The following is an 18107-nucleotide window of genomic DNA, read 5'->3' as shown; positions in this document are numbered from 1 at the left end:
ATAGTTGGTTATATATTGGTTCTTATCTTTTTCCATTGGCTTTCCACCTCCGCATACAAGCCTTAGCTATGTCTGACTTATTCGCTTTCGGTCGTGCTCCTTCGTCTATTTCCATCCATACATCCCCGAAAGAGGTGTATTTCACAGCCCTGCTCAGTCTTTGCAGTTTCTTGTTCATCACTTGCAGTTTGGGCCGGATAGCCAATACGATTTCAATGCGCTGCTTCTCCGTCATCTTGATGTTACTAAGACATACCTGTCGGATGTCGTTCACGATCTCCACGCTACCCAGAATCAATTCCCGATAAATCCGATTACGCCGGGGCGTAAGGGCTACGGCAAAGGCACCCTGTCCGTTTTTCTGAAGTTGCTTATTCAGTTCACCCATAGTGTCGGACAGCTTGCCGATTTCATGATAGAAGCCATATATCTGCGCTGCATAGCAGATGATGTCCCTGAATGAATCAAGGTACTCATTGTACTGCCGTTGCAAATCGGTGGTTGCTTCCACTTCCTCCCGAATCCACAGATGACCGGTAGTCTGCATCATCATGGCTTTCTCTTGTGCCTTGAGCTGGTCGTTGGCCTTGTCGGTATAGGTGACAATCATTCCTGCCAAAGTAGGGTCTGTTTGCGCTTGCGCCTGTTGTACCACAGCCAACAAAGCGAATAAGCATCCGAATACAATTCTTGTTATCATATCCATACCTGTTAATCATTTATAGCTTTTGCCGCCCGTTTCCATCTATCCAATGCCATTACCGCCACTTCTCCGGGCGTACGGTTCAGTATTCCTGCTGTCGCATTATTCCACACATCCGTCATTGTGTAGTAGCGGATGCTCAGATACAGCCGGTTTAGTTTCTTATGGAATGTTCCCAATCTATCAGATAATGCCCACATCATCTCACTACGTTCAGCTCCCGTCAACATATTTTGTTTGCCACCTGTTGCCACCGCATTTCTCAATAGCGTATAGACTGTCACCAGTTCCGTGGCAGTTTCGATATACAGATTATTCATAGGGATGGTGGCGACCAACCCTTGCGCATTGTTATTGATGGCATTATGCAGCTTTCCAAGTGTGATAAAGATTCTCACACCATCTTCATACAGAGTAGAAGCTGCTTTCAGCGAAGAAGCGTAGCCATTGGCAGTTTGCAGATAGCTGCTGTATTTACGCTCCCATTCGTGGATCTTGTTAAATTCGGCAGCGATGGTATTTTGTAGTATAGCAGTCTTCATCTGCCCTTCTGTCTCTGCCTGCACCTGGTTGTTGATGGCTTCGTTCCCTTCGGCAAGGGCGATCCACTCCAAAGGATTGGTCTGCACATATTGCGCCTTGATTTCCTGAAGAGTAAACAGGAGGCACACCATCAGACTAACGATTTGTAATTTCATAGATACCCTTTCTTTGTTTGTTATATTCCACTCGTTCACGGATGAGCGAGACCAAATCAAGATCGTTTTTTACTCCGGGGATTATCAGTTTAGGATTACTTCTGTCACCCGAATAGATAGTGACCGATTTCAATCCGCAAATTTGTTGCGGAAGGGTACGGTTCTCGTTAAAGTCCACAATGCGGTAGAGTTCCAGATAATCACTCTTTCTTGTGAATACTCCATGCTCCATAATAAGCTGCTCTCCATTGATGCGGTATTCCGTCCGTCGCAAATAGACAAAAGCATACAACAGACGCAAAGAAAGGAGTATTGCCGCCGCCAAAAACCAGTTGGCAAACGGCATGGCATCAATACCGCCTATAATTAGGCAACCGCCTGTAAGCAGAATGCCCGGCAGTTCATTGATGATGAATTGCAACCAGTGAGGTTGCAGGAATATCGTTCTGAATCTTATTACGGTTCCTTCTCTCATGGTTATCTATGAAAATGACAGATTCTTTCTTCTTCCTCGTTATTTTCTTCATCTCCTGAACTATTTCCAGATGTGACAGTATTTTCCGAGGCCCGATTAACAGCATGGTTCTCCTCTGCTGTTATCCTTTTGCACAATAATTGGTCATTCCAGTCTTTGTATTCTCTGTCACAAGGTTCATAAATAATCTGACCATGTTTTTCCATTGTTTCATAGCGCGATACAGCTTCTTTCAAGTCGTTTTGATACTTGCCGTGAGCGGATTTCAGATCAGAGTAAATATCCTCCAAATCTTCCTGACAGACTAATCCACTGTATTTTGCCGAATGAAACTCCTCACTAGCTACCTCGTACTTCCCATAAGTATCAAATAAATCACATGGCAGTAGGTATTCATCCCCGGAGTAAATATCTTCTTCATCCCGTAAACTTTCCATATATTTCGCCAATTCATCCCCCTGTGTTCGGGTATCTGCACCCAGTATTTTCAATAATCGATCAAACTCAAACAGTTCCGGAATTAGTTCATGCCGATGATATTTATCAGTGGTATCTACCACAATTAGTTTACCTTTCGGGGTAAGGTGTGTATTGAATGTCTTCTCTGCTTTGGTCAATGCAAAATTGATAGCAAACAGTTGCCCGGCACGGTCTCTGTCAAAACACAAATGGTGATTGGCTTTGGATGTTTCGGTTATCATTCCCTTGAATTGGTGAATACTCGGATTACCCCCGGTACTGACAAACACAGACTTGCCAAGTCGTGACAGCTTTTTTTCCGAGTTCTGGTTACTATCGTAACTCAGTTCGCACTTGATAATTTGATAATAAGCCATAGCATCGTATGCACTCTCAAACCAATACACATCTTTCACTTTATCCAATGCTTCACCTGACGGACAGGCTATCCACATACCCTCTGTAGCATTGCTTCCGGTAGCCATTCCCTTATAAACAGCTTCCCCTTCAGCATTGGTACGCCCCCGTTCTTCCAGCCCCACGATAGTTGCCAGATCATTAGGTTTCCGCAAGGGAAATGAGAGATTGGTATAAGTTTTATCATTGGAGGTTTCTCTCATGGCAATGAAGAAATGATTGCTAAACGCACGCTGGGTATCAAGAGAAATACCTCTTGATTTGAAATAAGGGTAAAAAGCTTTCTGGCTGTCCCAATCATCCCTATGGAAATCCAGCCGTCTATACTCTTGCAGGTCAAAAACCTTTTCCGAGCGTTCTCTGCCTGCTACAACTGAAGGTCGCCTGCCAATCGGTTGATTAAGCAATCGGTTACATACGAGATTGACCAATCGATCCGTATTCATACCCGGAGTATACTCCGCAAAGAAATGCGGATGTTCTTTGATAAACGAGATGACATTGTAGTTCTTTTGTTCCGGTGGTTGGAAACAGCATAGTCCGTTAGCTGTGATAATGAATTTATCCCCGCGTACACGTCTTCCGTCACTGCCTGTTCTTACGTAGGATGGATAGCGTAGCCCATCGAGTCGGTTAAGACGGTAGCCTGCATCTACCAACAAATCCTGTATATTGACACGCCGCTTGAAATCTTCGTAATTCAATTCTGCCATGAGCATTTCTTTTAAATTGTATGAAGGCCCTACATTCCTTGACGGACCTCTCGCTGCATCATTTCCGTATTGACCGCCGCCTCATAATTTCGTGCAGCCACATCCATTGGAGTATCTACTCCAGGCTTGAAATAAGCTCTGGCTTCCGGTCTGTGCCTGTGATGCTCCACGAATACATCTGGACAAGGATGATTATGAAATCCTCTTCCGAGTTCTCCGAGTACCGTCGTACCTGCCAGAAAAGCGGCTCCTATTTTAGCTCCCAATGACACACCATCACCTTTATTTTTCATATCTACCTCCCCGAATATTTTCGAGAAGAGTTTCATGCGGTGAAAATCATCTATGGCCATAAATTTATCATATTGCTTTTGGCTGATCTCATGGCTTACAGTTTCCCCGTCAATGATGGCAGTCATCTTGTATTTACCTTCTGTTGCCGGCTCCACCTGTATGGCATCCACTGTCACCTCTCTACCATGTCTCCCTTCCCTGAACCAGCCTTTGTTGTTATCCATATATGCGAGGTCATTGCCGTTCATCACAACCGTACCTTTAGGTAATGACTGTTCAGCCCGTATTTCAACACCGTCATCTGCCGTCAATCGGTTATTCTGTCTATCCATAACCTGCAACTCTCGCGTTAAGTCCTCCTGAACAACAGGCTGCAAGGGTATGTCAAGAGACTTGTTACTGTTAAGCAGTTCCATCGTCACCATTCCGTTGAAGTCCTCCTTAATAATTTCATTTAGAACTTCCAATCGTTTCTCTACAGTCGCTTCTTTGATAGAATTAGCTGTGAGTACGTTGACTTCCTCATTGGTCAAATCATATTGAAAATCAGCTTGTGTGGCAGTAGACTGTATGGTCAGTTTCTTTGCCTGTGCATCGACAAGGATACCGTGGCTACCCAGACATTCCTGCCATTTCTCATTCGTGAAGTACACGGGTGAAGTAATTAGTTCTTTATAAGGTTTCGCAGCTTCCGCTTTTCGGGGGCTTACCTGTATAGGAGTAATCACGCTTTGCAAGTCCTTCAGTACATCTTGCTGTGCTACCGGAGCCGTATGCTGGCCTTTGTAGTAAAATCCGTAGCCACCGCTTTGCAGTTCTCCGGGTTTCATGCGCCCGTCGGGACGTTCCGGTACCATCGGGGCACCGGGATAATACAGGTTTCCTCCGATACGCCGGAGGTGGAATCCTTCCTGTTGTCGGGGAGTCCAGCCAAGAAATCGGTCTCCCCAGGCATGGAAACACCGGGGTATGCCCGTCCTTCCGTATTCTCCTGTACCGATACGGTAGCCATGCAGCCCCATCGCAACGCGCCCGTTAGCATTCCGTGCGTGAACGAAGTCCTTGGGCATGTCAAAGTCCGCAGCTACAATACTGGCAAAGGTATTGTAACTCCGTTTGTTGGTGTAGTTGGTTCCCCCGTCAGTCAATGCCATAAGTTGCTTCTCGCTAATCGGATAAGTCAGTATGGGCGAATCATGACCTTGCACGGTCAGGCTGAATCCATTGCTGCTTCCCGTGATATGCGCACGCATTCCATTCCGGATAAGAGTGTCCTGCAATTCCACTGGTAAATTCAGTGGGATAGGGTTGGTGTTCTTTCTGATTGTCATCTGCTGATTGTTTGTTTAAGAACCTGTTTAAATTTCGTTTAAGAGTCTGTTTAAATATTGCTCTAACCATCACCATTCTCCAAGGCTTCCTCCATTTGCTGTTGTTTCAGCTCAATATAGGCTTCTGCCGTCTCTTCATTTATGGATAGTCCTCTGGATTTGCAATACACTGTATATTCCTGTTTCCATTCCCGTGAGCAGTGGTTAACATAATCAAGCCAGCCAAATTCTCCTTTTTGGACTTTCTCCACCAACTCTTCTTCAGTGTAGAATTTCTCTTTTACCATCGTTCTTATAGTTTGGGATTAACAACTTGTGATTTGCGGCTTTCGCCTTTTCGTTTCATCTCTTCCCACATCTCATCGGTGTACTCTTCTTCCGGGGTGTAGTCCAGATTGCCTTCTTCATCCATTGTCCAGCAACCGAAGCATCCGTAGTTATATTTCTCCCAGTCTTTCTTCACCTCCGCACTCCATCTACGTTCATCGCCGGTGCAGATACGGATACCGGTAGGTTCATTCAGGTCAACTCCCACGGTGATTGTGTCATCACTGGCCAGGATAGTCAACGGGGTTCCATTGCGTAAGCAGTTAAGTTCGGCATTGCTCAGGTGAAATTCATCAGCTATAACCTGAAGGTTTCTGCCTATTACTGGCGTGGGCACATAGAGTATCTGCTGCGTTCCCTTATCTATCTGTAGAAAAGCTTGTATGTCTTTGCCGTCAGCGGTAGTCATTTTATCAATAACCGCTTTGTCCGATTGCAACTTGTTTTTGTTCTCTTCGCTGAACTTCTCAAGATGGGCTTGTTCTAGTTGTGGATAAAATAATACATCCACCCGGTTATCTTCTGTTCGATAAAGGGAAAAGCGGGTACGGCTTTTGTAGATATTCCCTTGTTCATCGGTAAACTTGATAGGCAACACTGGAGAACGATAGCCTTCCCCAATCTGTGACAGTGCATGTGTAGGCAGGTCACCAATCATTTCCTGAGTCAAACCGAATTTCCGGAGAATTTTATAGGGTATCTCCGCATCCGAAAATCTATTTCTGTTCATAATTGATATATGTTTAATAAATAATTTTTCGGGCAAAAATAGATGGTGGGTGATAGGATAAATAGTGCGTTCTCTTTAATCTCTCTGATTTTCGACTTATTTAGTATTGTAGATAAAAATCATACCTACATTCATACTCAAAGGAATAAATGTGCATACAATACTGAATACTTGTCCAGAGTATAAAAACACAGTATGATTACATATAAGACGTTAAAGAATAGTTGTTTGGAAAGTTATTGTAAAAAGGTACACTAAAATGAAATATAATTTTGTTCCATGAAATCACTATTAATAATATTCATACTCTTTCAGAGTTGTTCCTTTCTTCAAGCGCAGTTCTATACGGTAGGCAAACAAGTGGATTCCTACAAGGTACAAAAACAGCAAGACCTACCCGATGATGGGAAGGTCAGTAAAGATGATTCCTCTACTAAGGTAGGGAAATCAAAAGTAGAATGTCCGAATGAATGGATTCAGCAGTATCTGAGTGTATCTTATCCACTGGATAGAATGGTTATCAATTCCCCTTATGGATGGCGACGAGACCCATTCACCGGAAAGCAGAAACTACATAATGGCATCGATTTCCATGCAAGGAACAATGAGGTATATGCGATGATGGAGGGAGAAGTTACAAAGGTGGGATATGACAAGCACTCCGGCAACTATGTCACCATACATCATGGTAATTATACCGTCAGCTACTGTCATCTTTCAAAGGTGTTGGTAAGAAAAAATACAGTAGTGAAGCCCGGCGAAGTGGTAGCTATCACAGGCAATACCGGCACACGGACAACGGGCGAGCATCTACATTTGTCGACCAAGTACAAAGATAAATACATAAATCCGAATATCTTGCTGGATTTTATTAAAGAGACTAAAAATAAGGCTATCGCCCATTACTCTTCTCATGTTGCTCATAGTCAAACGGTCTATTATCATTCGGCAGAGTCTTATCCTTGACGAACAATTTCAATATCAGAAACGGCCAAAAGATAGGAATAGCCAGCATAATGATGGTATTCCAGTTGGTACCATCACTTCCACTCCCTTTCTTTCGGGAACAATTCTTCTCTTTCTCTTTGGGCAGATGCCTCATAATAGGCGCAACCACATAACGCCCGACAATGATTGTCAGGCTAACCCATACACCATGAGGAATGAAGAGTAATCCCAACATCAGTAGCCAAAAAGCGACATTAGAAGATGACATGAAATGACGGAGCATTTTTCCGACTATTCTTAAAAGAAAATAGGCTACTATAATGAGGAGAATGTACGACATAGGTTAAATATTTGTCATGTAAAGATAGCTAATTTCTTACAACTATGCAATAGTTGATGATACAGTTTATCCATATTTTTAAAATACTATTCTTCATACAAAATCTCTATATTTGTAATTAAAAAAACAGGAACTCAGCTTACCGACTATCGGGGGAAAACTTAGTAAATTCTATATTATCACTTCTTAAATTCTCTGTTCGCCGATATTTCTTGTACCCTCAACTCAATGGTTCTGTATACACACCCATCATTTTGTTTGGCTTCATTTAATGCTGTAGACAATTTGCTGCTATTAAGAAGAATATTCTTGGCCGATGATAGGATAAGCCCGTTTTTATCTATGATATGTTGCCATCGTGTCGAAATGAGCTTATATTTACACAAAGCATCGAAGAAAAAAGCGATTCTTCGGTTACAGGCTGATTTCAAAGGATGTTCCAAGCAACAGGCAAAGAGAGCTTTTACCTCTGCTTCTAACACATCAGAAGAAAATAGATGAACCTGATTCGCAATATTCGTAATGAGGCTTATTTGCACGGAATTAAAGCAGCATTGAAAATCCGGATTGGAAGCAGATATGGCCAGAAATGAACCTAAAGCAGTAGACTTTTCAGAGTTGGGCGACTGTTGTGTTGTATTAAATTCATGATGCATAACTAAATAATCAGAATAACAGAGGTTTTTTTTTGCAAAATACCTCTGTACAAGATCTTGGCGAACAGTCAGAAGTTCTTCCATGATGTGAAAGTTCTTCTTGTGTTCATTCATCCCTGCCGCATCCACACGATCAGTATACGTATGGCTATTCAGGAAATCACTAACATATCGGTTATACAACTTACCATCTCCAACAACCTCAGATTGGTAGAGTTCATGAGCGGTCTTATAGAACATCCATAATCCATCCCTTTCTTTATTGGATTTATCTAATCCAAATTCATGTTGTCTCAATAGACATTCTTGGCACTTTCTATCAATGCGAGAATTATTTTTTTTTCTGTTTCATTGTTTTTAATTTAATCTGTTAGAAATTATTATTTCAATAATAAAGGGGAGCCTCCTTCGCGAGACCTCCCCTTTTATTGGTTATATTGGTTTTATCTCTTTACGCTCCGCTAAAAGCATTAAATCCACCAATAACCAGTAAAACTACACCAGTAATAAAACTAGCTGCAGAACTATATATTTAATCCAAACCATTTTCTACATCCCACTCATTCAACCAAGCTATATCGATAGAATCGCCCTTAAACTTAATTGGCAATATAAGACAGTTGAGAAACGACCATATATACAGCAAAGAGCAGAAAGCATTTTGTATTCATATTATTTATTTTTTGATTAAAATCGACCTTTGAGTATTCTAATAAACCCCTCCCCCAAGCGCCTTATACAAATCAACACTGGCCTGAAGTTGCTCCAATTTATCACTTACTTGCCCCAGTTGCGCCTGCAATCGCGATTGTTCGGCTGTGATTACTTCAAGATAAATAGCCTCGCCGGCCTTAAATAGCTCCTTCGTATAATATACAGAGTTATTCAAAGCTGCTAGTTGCCTGCTTCTTTTCTCATTCTTTCTCGTAGACGATTGGTAGGTATAAAGAACATCTGATACCTCCTGAGCAGCCGTAAGTACAGTTTTCTCAAAAGTAAATAGGGCAATCTCCTGAGCGGCTTTCTGGATTCTCAGGTTGGCACGTAATTGCTTTTTGGCAAAAATAGGTTGAGTAAGTCCTCCCACCAGATTGGCTATGATATTCTCTGGCTGAAAGAATTTGGATAACGTACCGGCACTATACCCAATAACACCGCTACTCAATGAAATAGAAGGATAAAAGCTGGCTTGGGCTGCTAACGTCAGTTCATAAGCTGAACGGAAGTCCAGTTCCGCACTCCGTACATCGGGGCGATTGGCCAGCATTTGTACCGGTAATCCGGTTTTTAAAATCGTGGGCACAGTTTGAGTGGCGAACAAATTTCTGGCTATCGGCCCGGGCACCCTGCCTAACATAACACATATTGTGTTTTCCAACTGCCTGATTCCGCTTTCCAAATCGGGTATGCTGACCTCCGTACTATGCAGAGAGGCCTTCATTTGTTCTACGGCTGCCGCATTCTGCATACCGGCTTCTTTTAAGGCTTCGGTGGTTTCAACCATTTCTTCTAACAGCACAATAGCTTCGTTAGAGATTCTCAACTGTTCATCGAGGGATAAAAGGGTGTAATATGCCGTAGCAATTCCGGCAATAAGGTTGGTCTGAACCAGATTCCTATATTCCTGGGTAGATAGGAATTGTGCATACTTTGCCTTCGATTGCCTGTTCAGTTTTCCCCAGAGGTCTAGCTCCCAGGTTGTGGCAAGTCCTAAGGTGTATGTATTGGCGTAATCTTGCAGCACGTCTCCGTTGACGCTGTACCGGCTATGTTCAACCTCGCCGACAATAGCTATCGTTGGAAAATAAGCTGCTTTGGCCATGCTTAGGTTGGCTCCGGCCTGTTCCACGCGTGCGGCGGCTATTTTCAGATCGAAATTGTTAGCCAGGCATTCTTCTATTAAGGACTGCAATAGCGGGTCAACAAAGTATTCTCTCCACGGTATGGATGCAATTGTTGTAGTATCCGAAGAGTTCATATCTCTATACAGATTTTCAACATTCATTTCCGGGGCTTTATACGATTTTGTAATGCTACAAGATTGCAATCCAATTAGGAAGGCAGCTCCCAGTATAGTAATCGCTTGTGTATATCTGTTTCTCATATTCATTAATCCTCCATACTTTCGTCCGAATTAACCACTCCTGATTTGCTGAACTTCTCCTGTATACTTTGGAATATGATGTAAAGAGAAGGTATGACCAATACTCCAAGCATGGTTCCGACAAACATACCTCCAACGGCGCTGATACCAATGGATTTATTACCAATAGATCCCGCGCCGCTTGCGAACATCAGGGGCAGCAAACCGCAGATAAAAGCAAAAGAAGTCATCAGGATGGGACGCAGGCGGGCTACGGCTCCATTCACGGCAGCATCTACAATGCTCATTCCGGCTTGCCTTCTCTGAACGGCGTATTCTACGATGAGGATAGCGTTTTTGGCAAGCAGACCGATGAGCATAATCAGCGATATCTGAACGTATATATTATTAACGATGCTGTGTTTCAGTCCGAATAGCATGATGAAGGCATAAGCTCCGGCGAGCCCTATGGGTAAGGAGAAGATAACGCTTAGCGGAGTGATATAACTTTCGTATAATGCGGCGAGCAGGAGGTATACAAAAATTAGACATAAGCCGAATATGAGAGCCGTTTGATTGCTGCTTTCCGCCTCCTCGCGGGAGAGCCCGGCATAATCATACCCATATCCGTCAGGGATGGTTTGGGAGCTGACTTCTTCGATTACTTCGATCAGGTTGCCTGTATTGTATCCTCCGGCAAAGTTCGGAATGAGGATGGCGTCAATGGACGAAAACATGTTGAAGCGGGCCAGTGACTGCGGTCCGGTGACATCTTTAATGCTTATAAATTCGGTGATGGGAGCCATTTCGCCACTTGCCGTCATGACGGATAGCTTATGAAGATCGTCCATCCGGGAGCGATATTCGGGGGTGGCCTGCACCATTACGCGGAATTGTTTCCCGTAGAGATTAAAGTTAGACACGTACATGCTTCCCACGTAGGCCTGTAGGGTGGTCATTACGCTGTTGAGGGTTAGGCCGGCCTCTTTTATCTTTGCCATGTTGGCATGCAGTTCTTTCTGGGGGAAGTTTGGATTATAGTTGGTCATGGCAATCATTACTTCTTCGCGCTTGTTCATCTCCGCGAGGAAGTTTTGGGTGATTTGGAAGAAGCGGTTGATATCGCCACCAATTTTATCCTGTAGTTGCAAATCTATCCCGGTACTTAGTCCGAAACCTTGTATGGTGGGGGCTACGGAATAGAGATAGGTCGCCCGGTTATCGCTTTTGGATTTCTGCGTGAGCATGGCCGCCACTTCCTGCGAAGTGCGCTTTCTTTCATCCCACGGTTTGAGCTTTATAACCACAGAGGCGTACGAACTCCCCATACCACTAATCATGCTTATGCCGGCCATTTTTAATGCGTAATCTACTTCTTCAAGTTCTTCGATCATGGTGGCAACTTCGGTGATAATCTCGTCCGAGCGTTCCATGGATGCTCCCGGAGGAAGAGTAACCATGCACATAATGGTGCCGCTGTCTTCTTGCGGTACAAATCCGGTGGGGAGGATCTTCAAAAGGCCTAGTAGCAGGACTATGCTGGCGCCGATGATGGTTACGGTTATCCAACGGTGACCTTTTTTACCGAGGAAGTGCAACGAGCGTTTGTACTTTGCCGTGCTGCTGGTAAAGATGAGATTGAAATAGTAGTAAAAGCGTTGGATCAGACTTTTGCCGGCAGCCGGGTGCGCATCGTGCGGTTTGAGGAACAACGCGCACAGTGCGGGACTGAGCGTGAGGGCATTGATGGCGGAGATAAGAATGGCCGTGGCCAGTGTTAAGCCGAATTGTTTATAAAAGACTCCAGTGGTTCCGCTGATAAAGCTGACCGGTATAAACACGGAGGCCATAACCAAGGTAATGGAAATAATAGCGGGGGCTATTTCCTTCATCGCCTTGACGGATGCTTTTTTAGGGTTCCTTTCGCCGGCCTCCATTTGTGCATGGACGGCTTCTACCACCACAATGGCATCGTCTACTACGATACCGATGGCCAATACCAGGGCAAAAAGGGTGAGCAGGTTGATAGAAAACCCGAACAGTTGCAGAAAGAAAAAGGTTCCGACAATGGCAACGGGCACGGCAATAGCGGGTATAAGGGTGGAGCGCACGCTTTGCAGAAACACGAAAACAACCAGAAAGACGAGAATGAATGCTTCGATCAGCGTGACGATTACTTTCCGGATGGAGACGTTGAGGAACTCGCTGGAGTCCATCACATAGACCACTTTCAGTCCTTTGGGGAATGTTTTCGCGGCATCGTCAATGGCCGATTTTATATTCGTTATAAGTTCATTGGCGTTGGAACCGGCCGTTTGATTAACGGTTATGGCTACCGCGCTCTTGCCGTTAAGGGCGGTTTCTACGGCGTAGCTCAGGGCGCCGAGTTCTACTTCGGCCACATCGCGCAGGCGGAGTATCTGGCCTTTGTCATGGCGAATGATGATGTCTTCAAATTCTTCTGTGGAAGCCAGCCGACCGGTGTATTTGAGAGTGTACTGAAAGCTCTGGTCACTGTTCTGCCCGATTTCTCCGGGGGCGGCTTCCACGTTCTGGTCGGTAAGGGCGGCTATGACTTCGGAAGGGTTAATGTGGTAAGCGGTCATCTTATCGGGTCGCAACCAAATGCGCATGGAATAATCTTTGGAGCCGCTTACACTGGCGTTTCCCACGCCGTATACGCGTTTTATCTGCGGCAGGATATGGATGTTGGCGTAGTTCTGCAGGAAGCTATCGTCATAGTCATCATTATCAGATGTGAGGGCAATCATCATGATGGTGCTGGTTTGCTGTTTCTGGACGGTAACGCCTACGCGGGTTACTTCCTGCGGCAGCAAGGGGGTGGCCTTCGATACGAGGTTCTGCACGTTTACGGCGGCAATGTCGGGGTTTACTCCCTGCTTGAAATAAACGGTAACCGTGGCCTGACCGCTGTTGGAGGCGGAGGAGGTCATGTAGGTCATGCCCTCGACCCCGTTCACGGCTTCTTCGATGGGTATGATAACCGATTTCATGATAACATCGGCATTGGCACCGGAGTAGGTGGTTTGTATTTTTACCGTGGGCGGGGCGATATCGGGATAGGTTTCGATGGGAAGTGTGACCAGTCCGATGATGCCGAGCACGACAATCAGGATGGATATTACGGTGGATAATACCGGTCGGTCGATGTTCTTCTTCCGCATATACATGACCGTCATTGGACAGTTGGCTCAGCGTGTATAGGATTCCACTCCGGCAACGGCGTAAATCACTCTTTTCGTAGCCCATCTTGGCAGCGATACCGTCGGCGGTCTTGAAACCGATGCCCCAGATATCATCCGCCAGGCGATACGGATTATCCTTCACCTTGTCAATACTTTCCTTGCCATACTGTCGATAGATTTTGGCAGCGTATGCGGTACTTACTCCATAACCTTGAAGGAAAAGCATCACGTTCTTGATGTCTTTCTGCTTTTCCCAACTTTCAGCGATCTTTTCCACACGCTTCTTGCCGATGCCGGGCACTTCATACAAGCGTTCGATGTCGCTCTCTATCACATCAATGGTCTCCAACCCGAACTTTGCTACAATCAGTTTGGCAAACTTGGGGCCGATGCCTTTTACCAGTCCGCTACCTAAATACTTCTCGATGCCATAGATAGTAGCGGGCATAACTTCTTCCCACGATTCTGCAACAAACTGGCTTCCGTATTTCTTATCGACTTTCCAGTTGCCGTCGCATAATAGGACACTGCCTACCGGAACTTCCAGCAGGTTGCCTACAAGGGTTACAGGGTCATTGTAACCTTTTACATTGACTTTCATGACCGAATATCCATTATCCGGATTCTGATAGGTGATACGTTCTACTACGCAACGGAGCTTTATCATCTGTCTTTTCTCTTCAACTATTCTTCTTGATTGTTATGGATTATCGGGCTTTATATTCCCATCCGCAATCATTGTGATAAACCATCAGCTTGCTCATACCCCCGTCGATGGTAATATTCTCACCGTTGATGAATGAGTTTCGCTCATCACACAGGAAAGCGACCGCCCGGGCTATGTCATCGGGGTTACCCACCCGTTGAGAAGGATGCTGTATGTAATCATTTTCATTTGAAGGTACAAATGCTGCTTCCTGATGTGTACCTGTCTCTATCCATCCCGGCGCAATGGAATTGACACGTGCAATACCAGATAGACTGACGGCAAGCGAATGGGTCAAAGCTGTGATGCCGCCTTTGGCGGCCGTATAGCTTTCCGTGTTGGGTTGTGATTGAAACGCTCGTGTGGAAGAGATATTCACGATAGAACCCAGACCGATAAAATGGTCTTTGAAGAGCTTTGCCAACATGAAGGGAGCGGCTACACCTACCCGTTGGACGTAAAGGAAATCCTCATACTCGCAACCTTCCAACACACCTCCCTGCATCAAGCAGGCATTGTTGATGATGCAATGAATGCCTTCGGGATGCTCCGAAAGAACTTTTCCTGCAAAGTCTATAAGGGTCTGTTTGTCTGCTATATCTCCGATATACCCAATGACATTCCAGCCTTTATGTTGCATCTCATTGGCTACTACTACGGTCTGCTTGGCTTCTTTATCCAGGATATATACAGTATCACCCTCTGATGCGAAGTGTTCCGTTATGCAACGACCAATGCCGTTGGCTCCTCCGGTCACTATGATTGTTCTGCTCATGGATTATTTCTTTTCGTGCTTATCCAGATATTCCTTCATGGCTTCGTTTACAATGTCTTTCAAGGACATATCCTTTTCGATTGCCAGATACTTCATTCTTGTATGAATGCTCTTGTTGATGAGAAAATTACAGTGTACCACTGTTTCTTTTTCAGTTGTTACTTTGGCAGGTTTATCCTCTATAGAAGAGGGTGTAGTTGATGAAAGGAGGCCGTTTAATCCGCCTTTCATACTGTCTTTTAATGAATCGCTTTTTCCCATATCTGTTATTTCAATTTCAGGACTTCCCCGGCTAAAGCCATGTAATCCTTTGCTCCGTTACTATTCTTGTTGTACTCGTAGATATTCTTTCCCTTAATAGGAGCTTCTGCCAAAGCCACATTGTCACGGATAATTGTCTTGAAAACCTTTTCGCAAAAAGATTCATTGATAATCTCCGTAACGCTTTTGTTCAGCGTCTTACGTTTGTCGTATTGGGTAATGACAATGCCACCTATCTTTAAATTGGGGTTGAGTCGCTCTTGAACAATGCTGATAACGTTCATAATCTTAGCCATGCCTCGCATTGCCAAGAATTGAGCCTGTACCGGTACAATCAGGAAGTCGGCTGCCGTTAATGCGTTCAAGGTAAGCAATCCCAATGAAGGGGGACAATCAATAAGGATGTAATCAAACTTATTTTCTTTAGGCAGCTTACCAATCAGTTGCCTCAAAATCATTTCCCGTCCCGGCTCATTGATAAGTTCCGATTCTGCCGCAGACAAATCCAGACAGGACGGAACTAAGGTAATGCCGTTTTCGGTTTTTATAAGAGGAAGAGGGTATTCACCTTTCATCGCTCCATATACTGTGTTCGGTTCCTCAATAGAGAAACCGAAGGATTCGGTAAGGTTCGCTTGTCCGTCAAGGTCTATAACAAGAACCTTCTTGCCTTTTTGTTGCAGGGCAGCGGCAAGATTGATAGTGGTGGTAGTTTTTCCTACGCCACCTTTATGATTTAATATAGCTATAATACTGGGCATCTTATTCTGTTTTTACATTTGGAATACAAAAGTAATAATTATATTAGTATATACTATTGTTAGTATTGAATATGATTACTGTTTTACTTTATTTAGTAATTACTATAAGTAGTATTTGTTGATATACAGCATATTATCTGCATATATAATCTTGATTGGTCATATTGAAAATATCATCCTTTTGGCCATATTATAAATACTATATGGACTAAAGGATGATTGGTAACAGACTATTTTGTTAATAGCTCATTCCATTGTTGCCGACAGAACTGTTCGTATTCGGTTTTATTGGTACCACTTTCGATGGATCTGTCAATGATTTCACCTACTTCATCAAAAAAAGCTCTATCGGTGATACATTTGGTCTCTTGATAATTCACCAAGTAAATTTCGTAATAGTCACTACCATTGAGGGCTACTATCACAAACCCCTTGAACAAGCGTCCGTTTACACTGAACCTGAGTGCCGGCATTTCATTGAACACTGTGGCGATAAATTTCTCTACTCCCCAAGAAAGGATGATATTCATCGGGGTTGTTGCCAATAACTGATTTTTGGCGGTCTCTGCAACCTGCAAAACATACTCCTTGTCCATAACTGTATGTATTAAGAATTAAATAAATGGTATTGGTTTTCCTTTCTCCTGAAGGTATTCCAGCATTGCTTTTGCATCTTCATGGGAAGCTCGGTTACGGTCATCATAATAGCGGTTGTCATCCGCCATGACTTTTAAGCATTCGCGGATTAATCGATAAAGAGACTGCTGCAATGTTGGGTGCATCATTGGGATCGTTGCTGCGAAGTACTTGGGGTTGAAACAATAATTGTTCAATCCGTTTTCAACAACCTTAGCCAGTTGGTACTCCTTTGTCTGCTCGATGTTCTGATAATTTTCCATATACAAATTGTTTTAAATGAAACATTTATTTCCCCTAACCTCAGACTTTTCTTATCGAAGCCGATTGGGAATTTATCAGTGCAATTCAACTGTCGCTGGCCTGACTTTAGAAGCCGGTTTTTCTGATGATTACTCTCCGCAGGAGGAAGAATCTGAAAGAAATACACTTTAAACCTGGCTTTTAAGTCGGGTGACAGACATTCGCATCTGGTAAAGCCCATCGGATAGATAGAATCTTCTGATATGCGCTGAAACGATATAAAAGGAAGAAGTTTCTTATAAAGGAAATGATTACAACAGGATGAAAAAGGCTTGGGCGGGTAAACAATAAAGTCTGCCGGGGCAAACAAAAAAGTGGCTTGTTCCGGCATCGATGGACTGGGTTGCTTCGATTTATCGAAGTTCCGGTGCTATGATGCAAGGAATGTGCCGCTGTTTGTCCTTTTCTGAATATGGCTGACCAAAGGGAGGTGGTATTCAGAAACAGACATTCCTATCACTTTGGGGCTGGGAAAGCCTTTTTGTAATAGGAAGATAAGAGGATATAAAATGGAAATCCGGACATTGGCTTGTCCCGTGAGAAAAGAAATCCCTCGTCCTGTCTCACGGCAGAACAAGGGAAAATTAAATATATCCGTGAGTTACGGTCAAGAAAACCGGAATGTTTAGTATCAGGTTATTATTTAAATTGATAAAATTTATAAGGATACCCCGTAACACTAACCACCGCCTGCTGACTAGCCGTTCCCGACGCAGGTGTATATACATAAAAACCAGTATCCGTATCAGTAGCCAGACCGAAAACCACCTGATTATCATAAATCCCCACTACAACGCCGTACCCATTACTGCGAGGCAAAGGCAAAGCTTTGATTGTCTTCGCTTCCAGATCGATCTCCACTGGTTGATTGAAGCGGTCGTTAAAATAGTCCGGAGCAGTGGGATCGCTGAAATAGGCAGGAAGATTGGCTACTCCATAAACCTTATTGCCCTGATGATACACGATGCTACTGAGGTAGTTTAACTTGTTAGCCTCACCGCTGATAGGTGTATTGTTCATCACAAACTGATAATCCGGGTCAAACTCCGTTTCACCATTTTTGATCCGTAAAAGACCACTATTAAACATTCCCAGCGTACCATAGCAGGATACATAGATATTCTTCTGGTCGTCCATAAACATGGAGTTTTGATCCGTAGCCGTAGCCGGCCATGTCATGCCCGAGCCCAACTTTCACTCTTAAAAATAATTTTCATAAAAATTGCACTTCTATTTCCCACTATGTCAATCATAACATATTGAGAATCAATTATAGGATTGTTTC

The 18107-nt window shown here is 43.9% G+C and carries 18 protein-coding genes and 1 pseudogene; 1 reads left to right on the top strand and 18 read right to left on the bottom strand.

Annotation, left to right across the window (positions count from 1 at the left end; all coding sequences use genetic code 11):
• Positions 1 to 22: 22 nt before the first annotated feature.
• The 7 genes from D0T85_RS02585 to D0T85_RS02555 all read right to left on the bottom strand — a co-directional run bounded on the left by D0T85_RS02585 (position 23) and on the right by D0T85_RS02555 (position 6147).
• Positions 23 to 700: a hypothetical protein gene (locus D0T85_RS02585; protein WP_163209954.1), complete on the bottom strand. Its 678-nt coding sequence runs from the start codon at positions 698 to 700 to the stop codon at positions 23 to 25.
• A gap of 11 nt (positions 701 to 711) precedes the next feature.
• The gene (locus tag D0T85_RS02580) at positions 712 to 1401 is read right to left on the bottom strand and encodes a hypothetical protein (protein WP_163209952.1); all 690 of its coding nucleotides are present in this window, start codon (positions 1399 to 1401) and stop codon (positions 712 to 714) included.
• Entirely contained in the window at positions 1382 to 1876 is a 495-nt protein-coding gene (locus tag D0T85_RS02575) for a PH domain-containing protein (RefSeq protein WP_163209950.1), read from the bottom strand. The genes D0T85_RS02580 and D0T85_RS02575 overlap by 20 nt, the downstream gene beginning before the upstream one ends.
• Before the next feature lie 2 nt (positions 1877 to 1878).
• Positions 1879 to 3465, bottom strand: a complete 1587-nt coding sequence (locus D0T85_RS02570) for a toprim domain-containing protein (protein WP_163209948.1) — start codon at positions 3463 to 3465, stop codon at positions 1879 to 1881.
• A 29-nt stretch (positions 3466 to 3494) separates the two neighbouring features.
• Positions 3495 to 5090 (bottom strand): hypothetical protein, encoded by a 1596-nt coding sequence (locus D0T85_RS02565; RefSeq protein WP_163209946.1) that lies wholly within the window; start codon positions 5088 to 5090, stop codon positions 3495 to 3497.
• Positions 5091 to 5152: 62 nt separating this feature from the next.
• Positions 5153 to 5377 (bottom strand): hypothetical protein, encoded by a 225-nt coding sequence (locus D0T85_RS02560; RefSeq protein ID WP_163209944.1) that lies wholly within the window; start codon positions 5375 to 5377, stop codon positions 5153 to 5155.
• Positions 5378 to 5382: 5 nt separating this feature from the next.
• A complete protein-coding gene (locus D0T85_RS02555; protein ID WP_163209942.1) occupies positions 5383 to 6147 on the bottom strand; it encodes a DUF4099 domain-containing protein in 765 nt (254 codons plus the stop codon).
• Positions 6148 to 6426: 279 nt separating this feature from the next.
• Between D0T85_RS02555 and D0T85_RS02550 the strand changes: the two genes are divergently transcribed.
• Positions 6427 to 7113, top strand: coding sequence for a M23 family metallopeptidase (locus D0T85_RS02550; RefSeq protein WP_163209939.1), 687 nt, complete (start codon positions 6427 to 6429; stop codon positions 7111 to 7113).
• Here the strand turns inward: D0T85_RS02550 and D0T85_RS02545 are convergent.
• The 11 genes and pseudogenes from D0T85_RS02545 to D0T85_RS02495 all read right to left on the bottom strand — a co-directional run bounded on the left by D0T85_RS02545 (position 7040) and on the right by D0T85_RS02495 (position 18001).
• Positions 7040 to 7435 (bottom strand): hypothetical protein, encoded by a 396-nt coding sequence (locus tag D0T85_RS02545; RefSeq protein WP_163209937.1) that lies wholly within the window; start codon positions 7433 to 7435, stop codon positions 7040 to 7042. The genes D0T85_RS02550 and D0T85_RS02545 overlap by 74 nt on opposite strands.
• A gap of 179 nt (positions 7436 to 7614) precedes the next feature.
• Positions 7615 to 8388, bottom strand: coding sequence for a hypothetical protein (locus tag D0T85_RS02540; protein ID WP_163209935.1), 774 nt, complete (start codon positions 8386 to 8388; stop codon positions 7615 to 7617).
• 412 nt (positions 8389 to 8800) lie between these two features.
• Positions 8801 to 10195: an efflux transporter outer membrane subunit gene (locus D0T85_RS02535; RefSeq protein WP_163209932.1), complete on the bottom strand. Its 1395-nt coding sequence runs from the start codon at positions 10193 to 10195 to the stop codon at positions 8801 to 8803.
• A 5-nt stretch (positions 10196 to 10200) separates the two neighbouring features.
• The gene (locus D0T85_RS02530; RefSeq protein ID WP_163209930.1) at positions 10201 to 13359 is read right to left on the bottom strand and encodes an efflux RND transporter permease subunit; all 3159 of its coding nucleotides are present in this window, start codon (positions 13357 to 13359) and stop codon (positions 10201 to 10203) included.
• Positions 13346 to 14047: pseudogene (locus D0T85_RS02525) on the bottom strand (helix-hairpin-helix domain-containing protein); the annotation flags it as partial. The gene D0T85_RS02530 and the pseudogene D0T85_RS02525, both read right to left, overlap by 14 nt.
• A 40-nt stretch (positions 14048 to 14087) precedes the next feature.
• Positions 14088 to 14861 (bottom strand): SDR family oxidoreductase, encoded by a 774-nt coding sequence (locus tag D0T85_RS02520; RefSeq protein ID WP_163209928.1) that lies wholly within the window; start codon positions 14859 to 14861, stop codon positions 14088 to 14090.
• A gap of 3 nt (positions 14862 to 14864) precedes the next feature.
• Positions 14865 to 15122 carry a hypothetical protein gene (locus tag D0T85_RS02515; protein ID WP_163209925.1) on the bottom strand — a complete coding sequence of 86 codons (258 nt, stop codon included), beginning with the start codon at positions 15120 to 15122 and terminating at the stop codon, positions 14865 to 14867.
• A gap of 5 nt (positions 15123 to 15127) precedes the next feature.
• Positions 15128 to 15883 (bottom strand): ParA family protein, encoded by a 756-nt coding sequence (locus tag D0T85_RS02510; protein WP_163209923.1) that lies wholly within the window; start codon positions 15881 to 15883, stop codon positions 15128 to 15130.
• Between the two features lie 230 nt (positions 15884 to 16113).
• Entirely contained in the window at positions 16114 to 16479 is a 366-nt protein-coding gene (locus D0T85_RS02505; RefSeq protein WP_163209921.1) for a hypothetical protein, read from the bottom strand.
• Between the two features lie 18 nt (positions 16480 to 16497).
• Positions 16498 to 16782, bottom strand: a complete 285-nt coding sequence (locus tag D0T85_RS02500) for a hypothetical protein (RefSeq protein ID WP_163209919.1) — start codon at positions 16780 to 16782, stop codon at positions 16498 to 16500.
• A 679-nt stretch (positions 16783 to 17461) separates the two neighbouring features.
• On the bottom strand, positions 17462 to 18001 hold the full coding sequence (locus D0T85_RS02495) for a hypothetical protein (RefSeq protein ID WP_163209917.1): 540 nt from the start codon (positions 17999 to 18001) through the stop codon (positions 17462 to 17464).
• Between the last annotated feature and the right edge of the window lie 106 nt (positions 18002 to 18107).

The organism is Bacteroides sp. 519 (genome assembly GCF_010500955.1).
Lineage (GTDB): Bacteria > Bacteroidota > Bacteroidia > Bacteroidales > Bacteroidaceae > Bacteroides.
Note: the sequence above shows the minus strand (reverse complement) of the source record. Positions and strands in the feature narration are given on the sequence as shown.

What these genes read in the sequence shown, in the direction of transcription:
- D0T85_RS02575 (WP_163209950.1), bottom strand. Translation starts at nt 1,876, where the DNA reads ATGAGAGAAGGAACCGTAATAAGATTCAGAACGATATTCCTGCAACCT.
- D0T85_RS02545 (WP_163209937.1), bottom strand. Translation starts at nt 7,435, where the DNA reads ATGTCGTACATTCTCCTCATTATAGTAGCCTATTTTCTTTTAAGAATA.
- D0T85_RS02550 (WP_163209939.1), top strand. Translation starts at nt 6,427, where the DNA reads ATGAAATCACTATTAATAATATTCATACTCTTTCAGAGTTGTTCCTTT.
- D0T85_RS02505 (WP_163209921.1), bottom strand. Translation starts at nt 16,479, where the DNA reads ATGGACAAGGAGTATGTTTTGCAGGTTGCAGAGACCGCCAAAAATCAG.
- D0T85_RS02555 (WP_163209942.1), bottom strand. Translation starts at nt 6,147, where the DNA reads ATGAACAGAAATAGATTTTCGGATGCGGAGATACCCTATAAAATTCTC.
- D0T85_RS02520 (WP_163209928.1), bottom strand. Translation starts at nt 14,861, where the DNA reads ATGAGCAGAACAATCATAGTGACCGGAGGAGCCAACGGCATTGGTCGT.
- D0T85_RS02565 (WP_163209946.1), bottom strand. Translation starts at nt 5,090, where the DNA reads ATGACAATCAGAAAGAACACCAACCCTATCCCACTGAATTTACCAGTG.
- D0T85_RS02515 (WP_163209925.1), bottom strand. Translation starts at nt 15,122, where the DNA reads ATGGGAAAAAGCGATTCATTAAAAGACAGTATGAAAGGCGGATTAAAC.
- D0T85_RS02495 (WP_163209917.1), bottom strand. Translation starts at nt 18,001, where the DNA reads ATGACATGGCCGGCTACGGCTACGGATCAAAACTCCATGTTTATGGAC.
- D0T85_RS02560 (WP_163209944.1), bottom strand. Translation starts at nt 5,377, where the DNA reads ATGGTAAAAGAGAAATTCTACACTGAAGAAGAGTTGGTGGAGAAAGTC.
- D0T85_RS02500 (WP_163209919.1), bottom strand. Translation starts at nt 16,782, where the DNA reads ATGGAAAATTATCAGAACATCGAGCAGACAAAGGAGTACCAACTGGCT.
- D0T85_RS02580 (WP_163209952.1), bottom strand. Translation starts at nt 1,401, where the DNA reads ATGAAATTACAAATCGTTAGTCTGATGGTGTGCCTCCTGTTTACTCTT.
- D0T85_RS02535 (WP_163209932.1), bottom strand. Translation starts at nt 10,195, where the DNA reads ATGAGAAACAGATATACACAAGCGATTACTATACTGGGAGCTGCCTTC.
- D0T85_RS02510 (WP_163209923.1), bottom strand. Translation starts at nt 15,883, where the DNA reads ATGCCCAGTATTATAGCTATATTAAATCATAAAGGTGGCGTAGGAAAA.
- D0T85_RS02585 (WP_163209954.1), bottom strand. Translation starts at nt 700, where the DNA reads ATGATAACAAGAATTGTATTCGGATGCTTATTCGCTTTGTTGGCTGTG.
- D0T85_RS02570 (WP_163209948.1), bottom strand. Translation starts at nt 3,465, where the DNA reads ATGGCAGAATTGAATTACGAAGATTTCAAGCGGCGTGTCAATATACAG.
- D0T85_RS02530 (WP_163209930.1), bottom strand. Translation starts at nt 13,359, where the DNA reads ATGCGGAAGAAGAACATCGACCGACCGGTATTATCCACCGTAATATCC.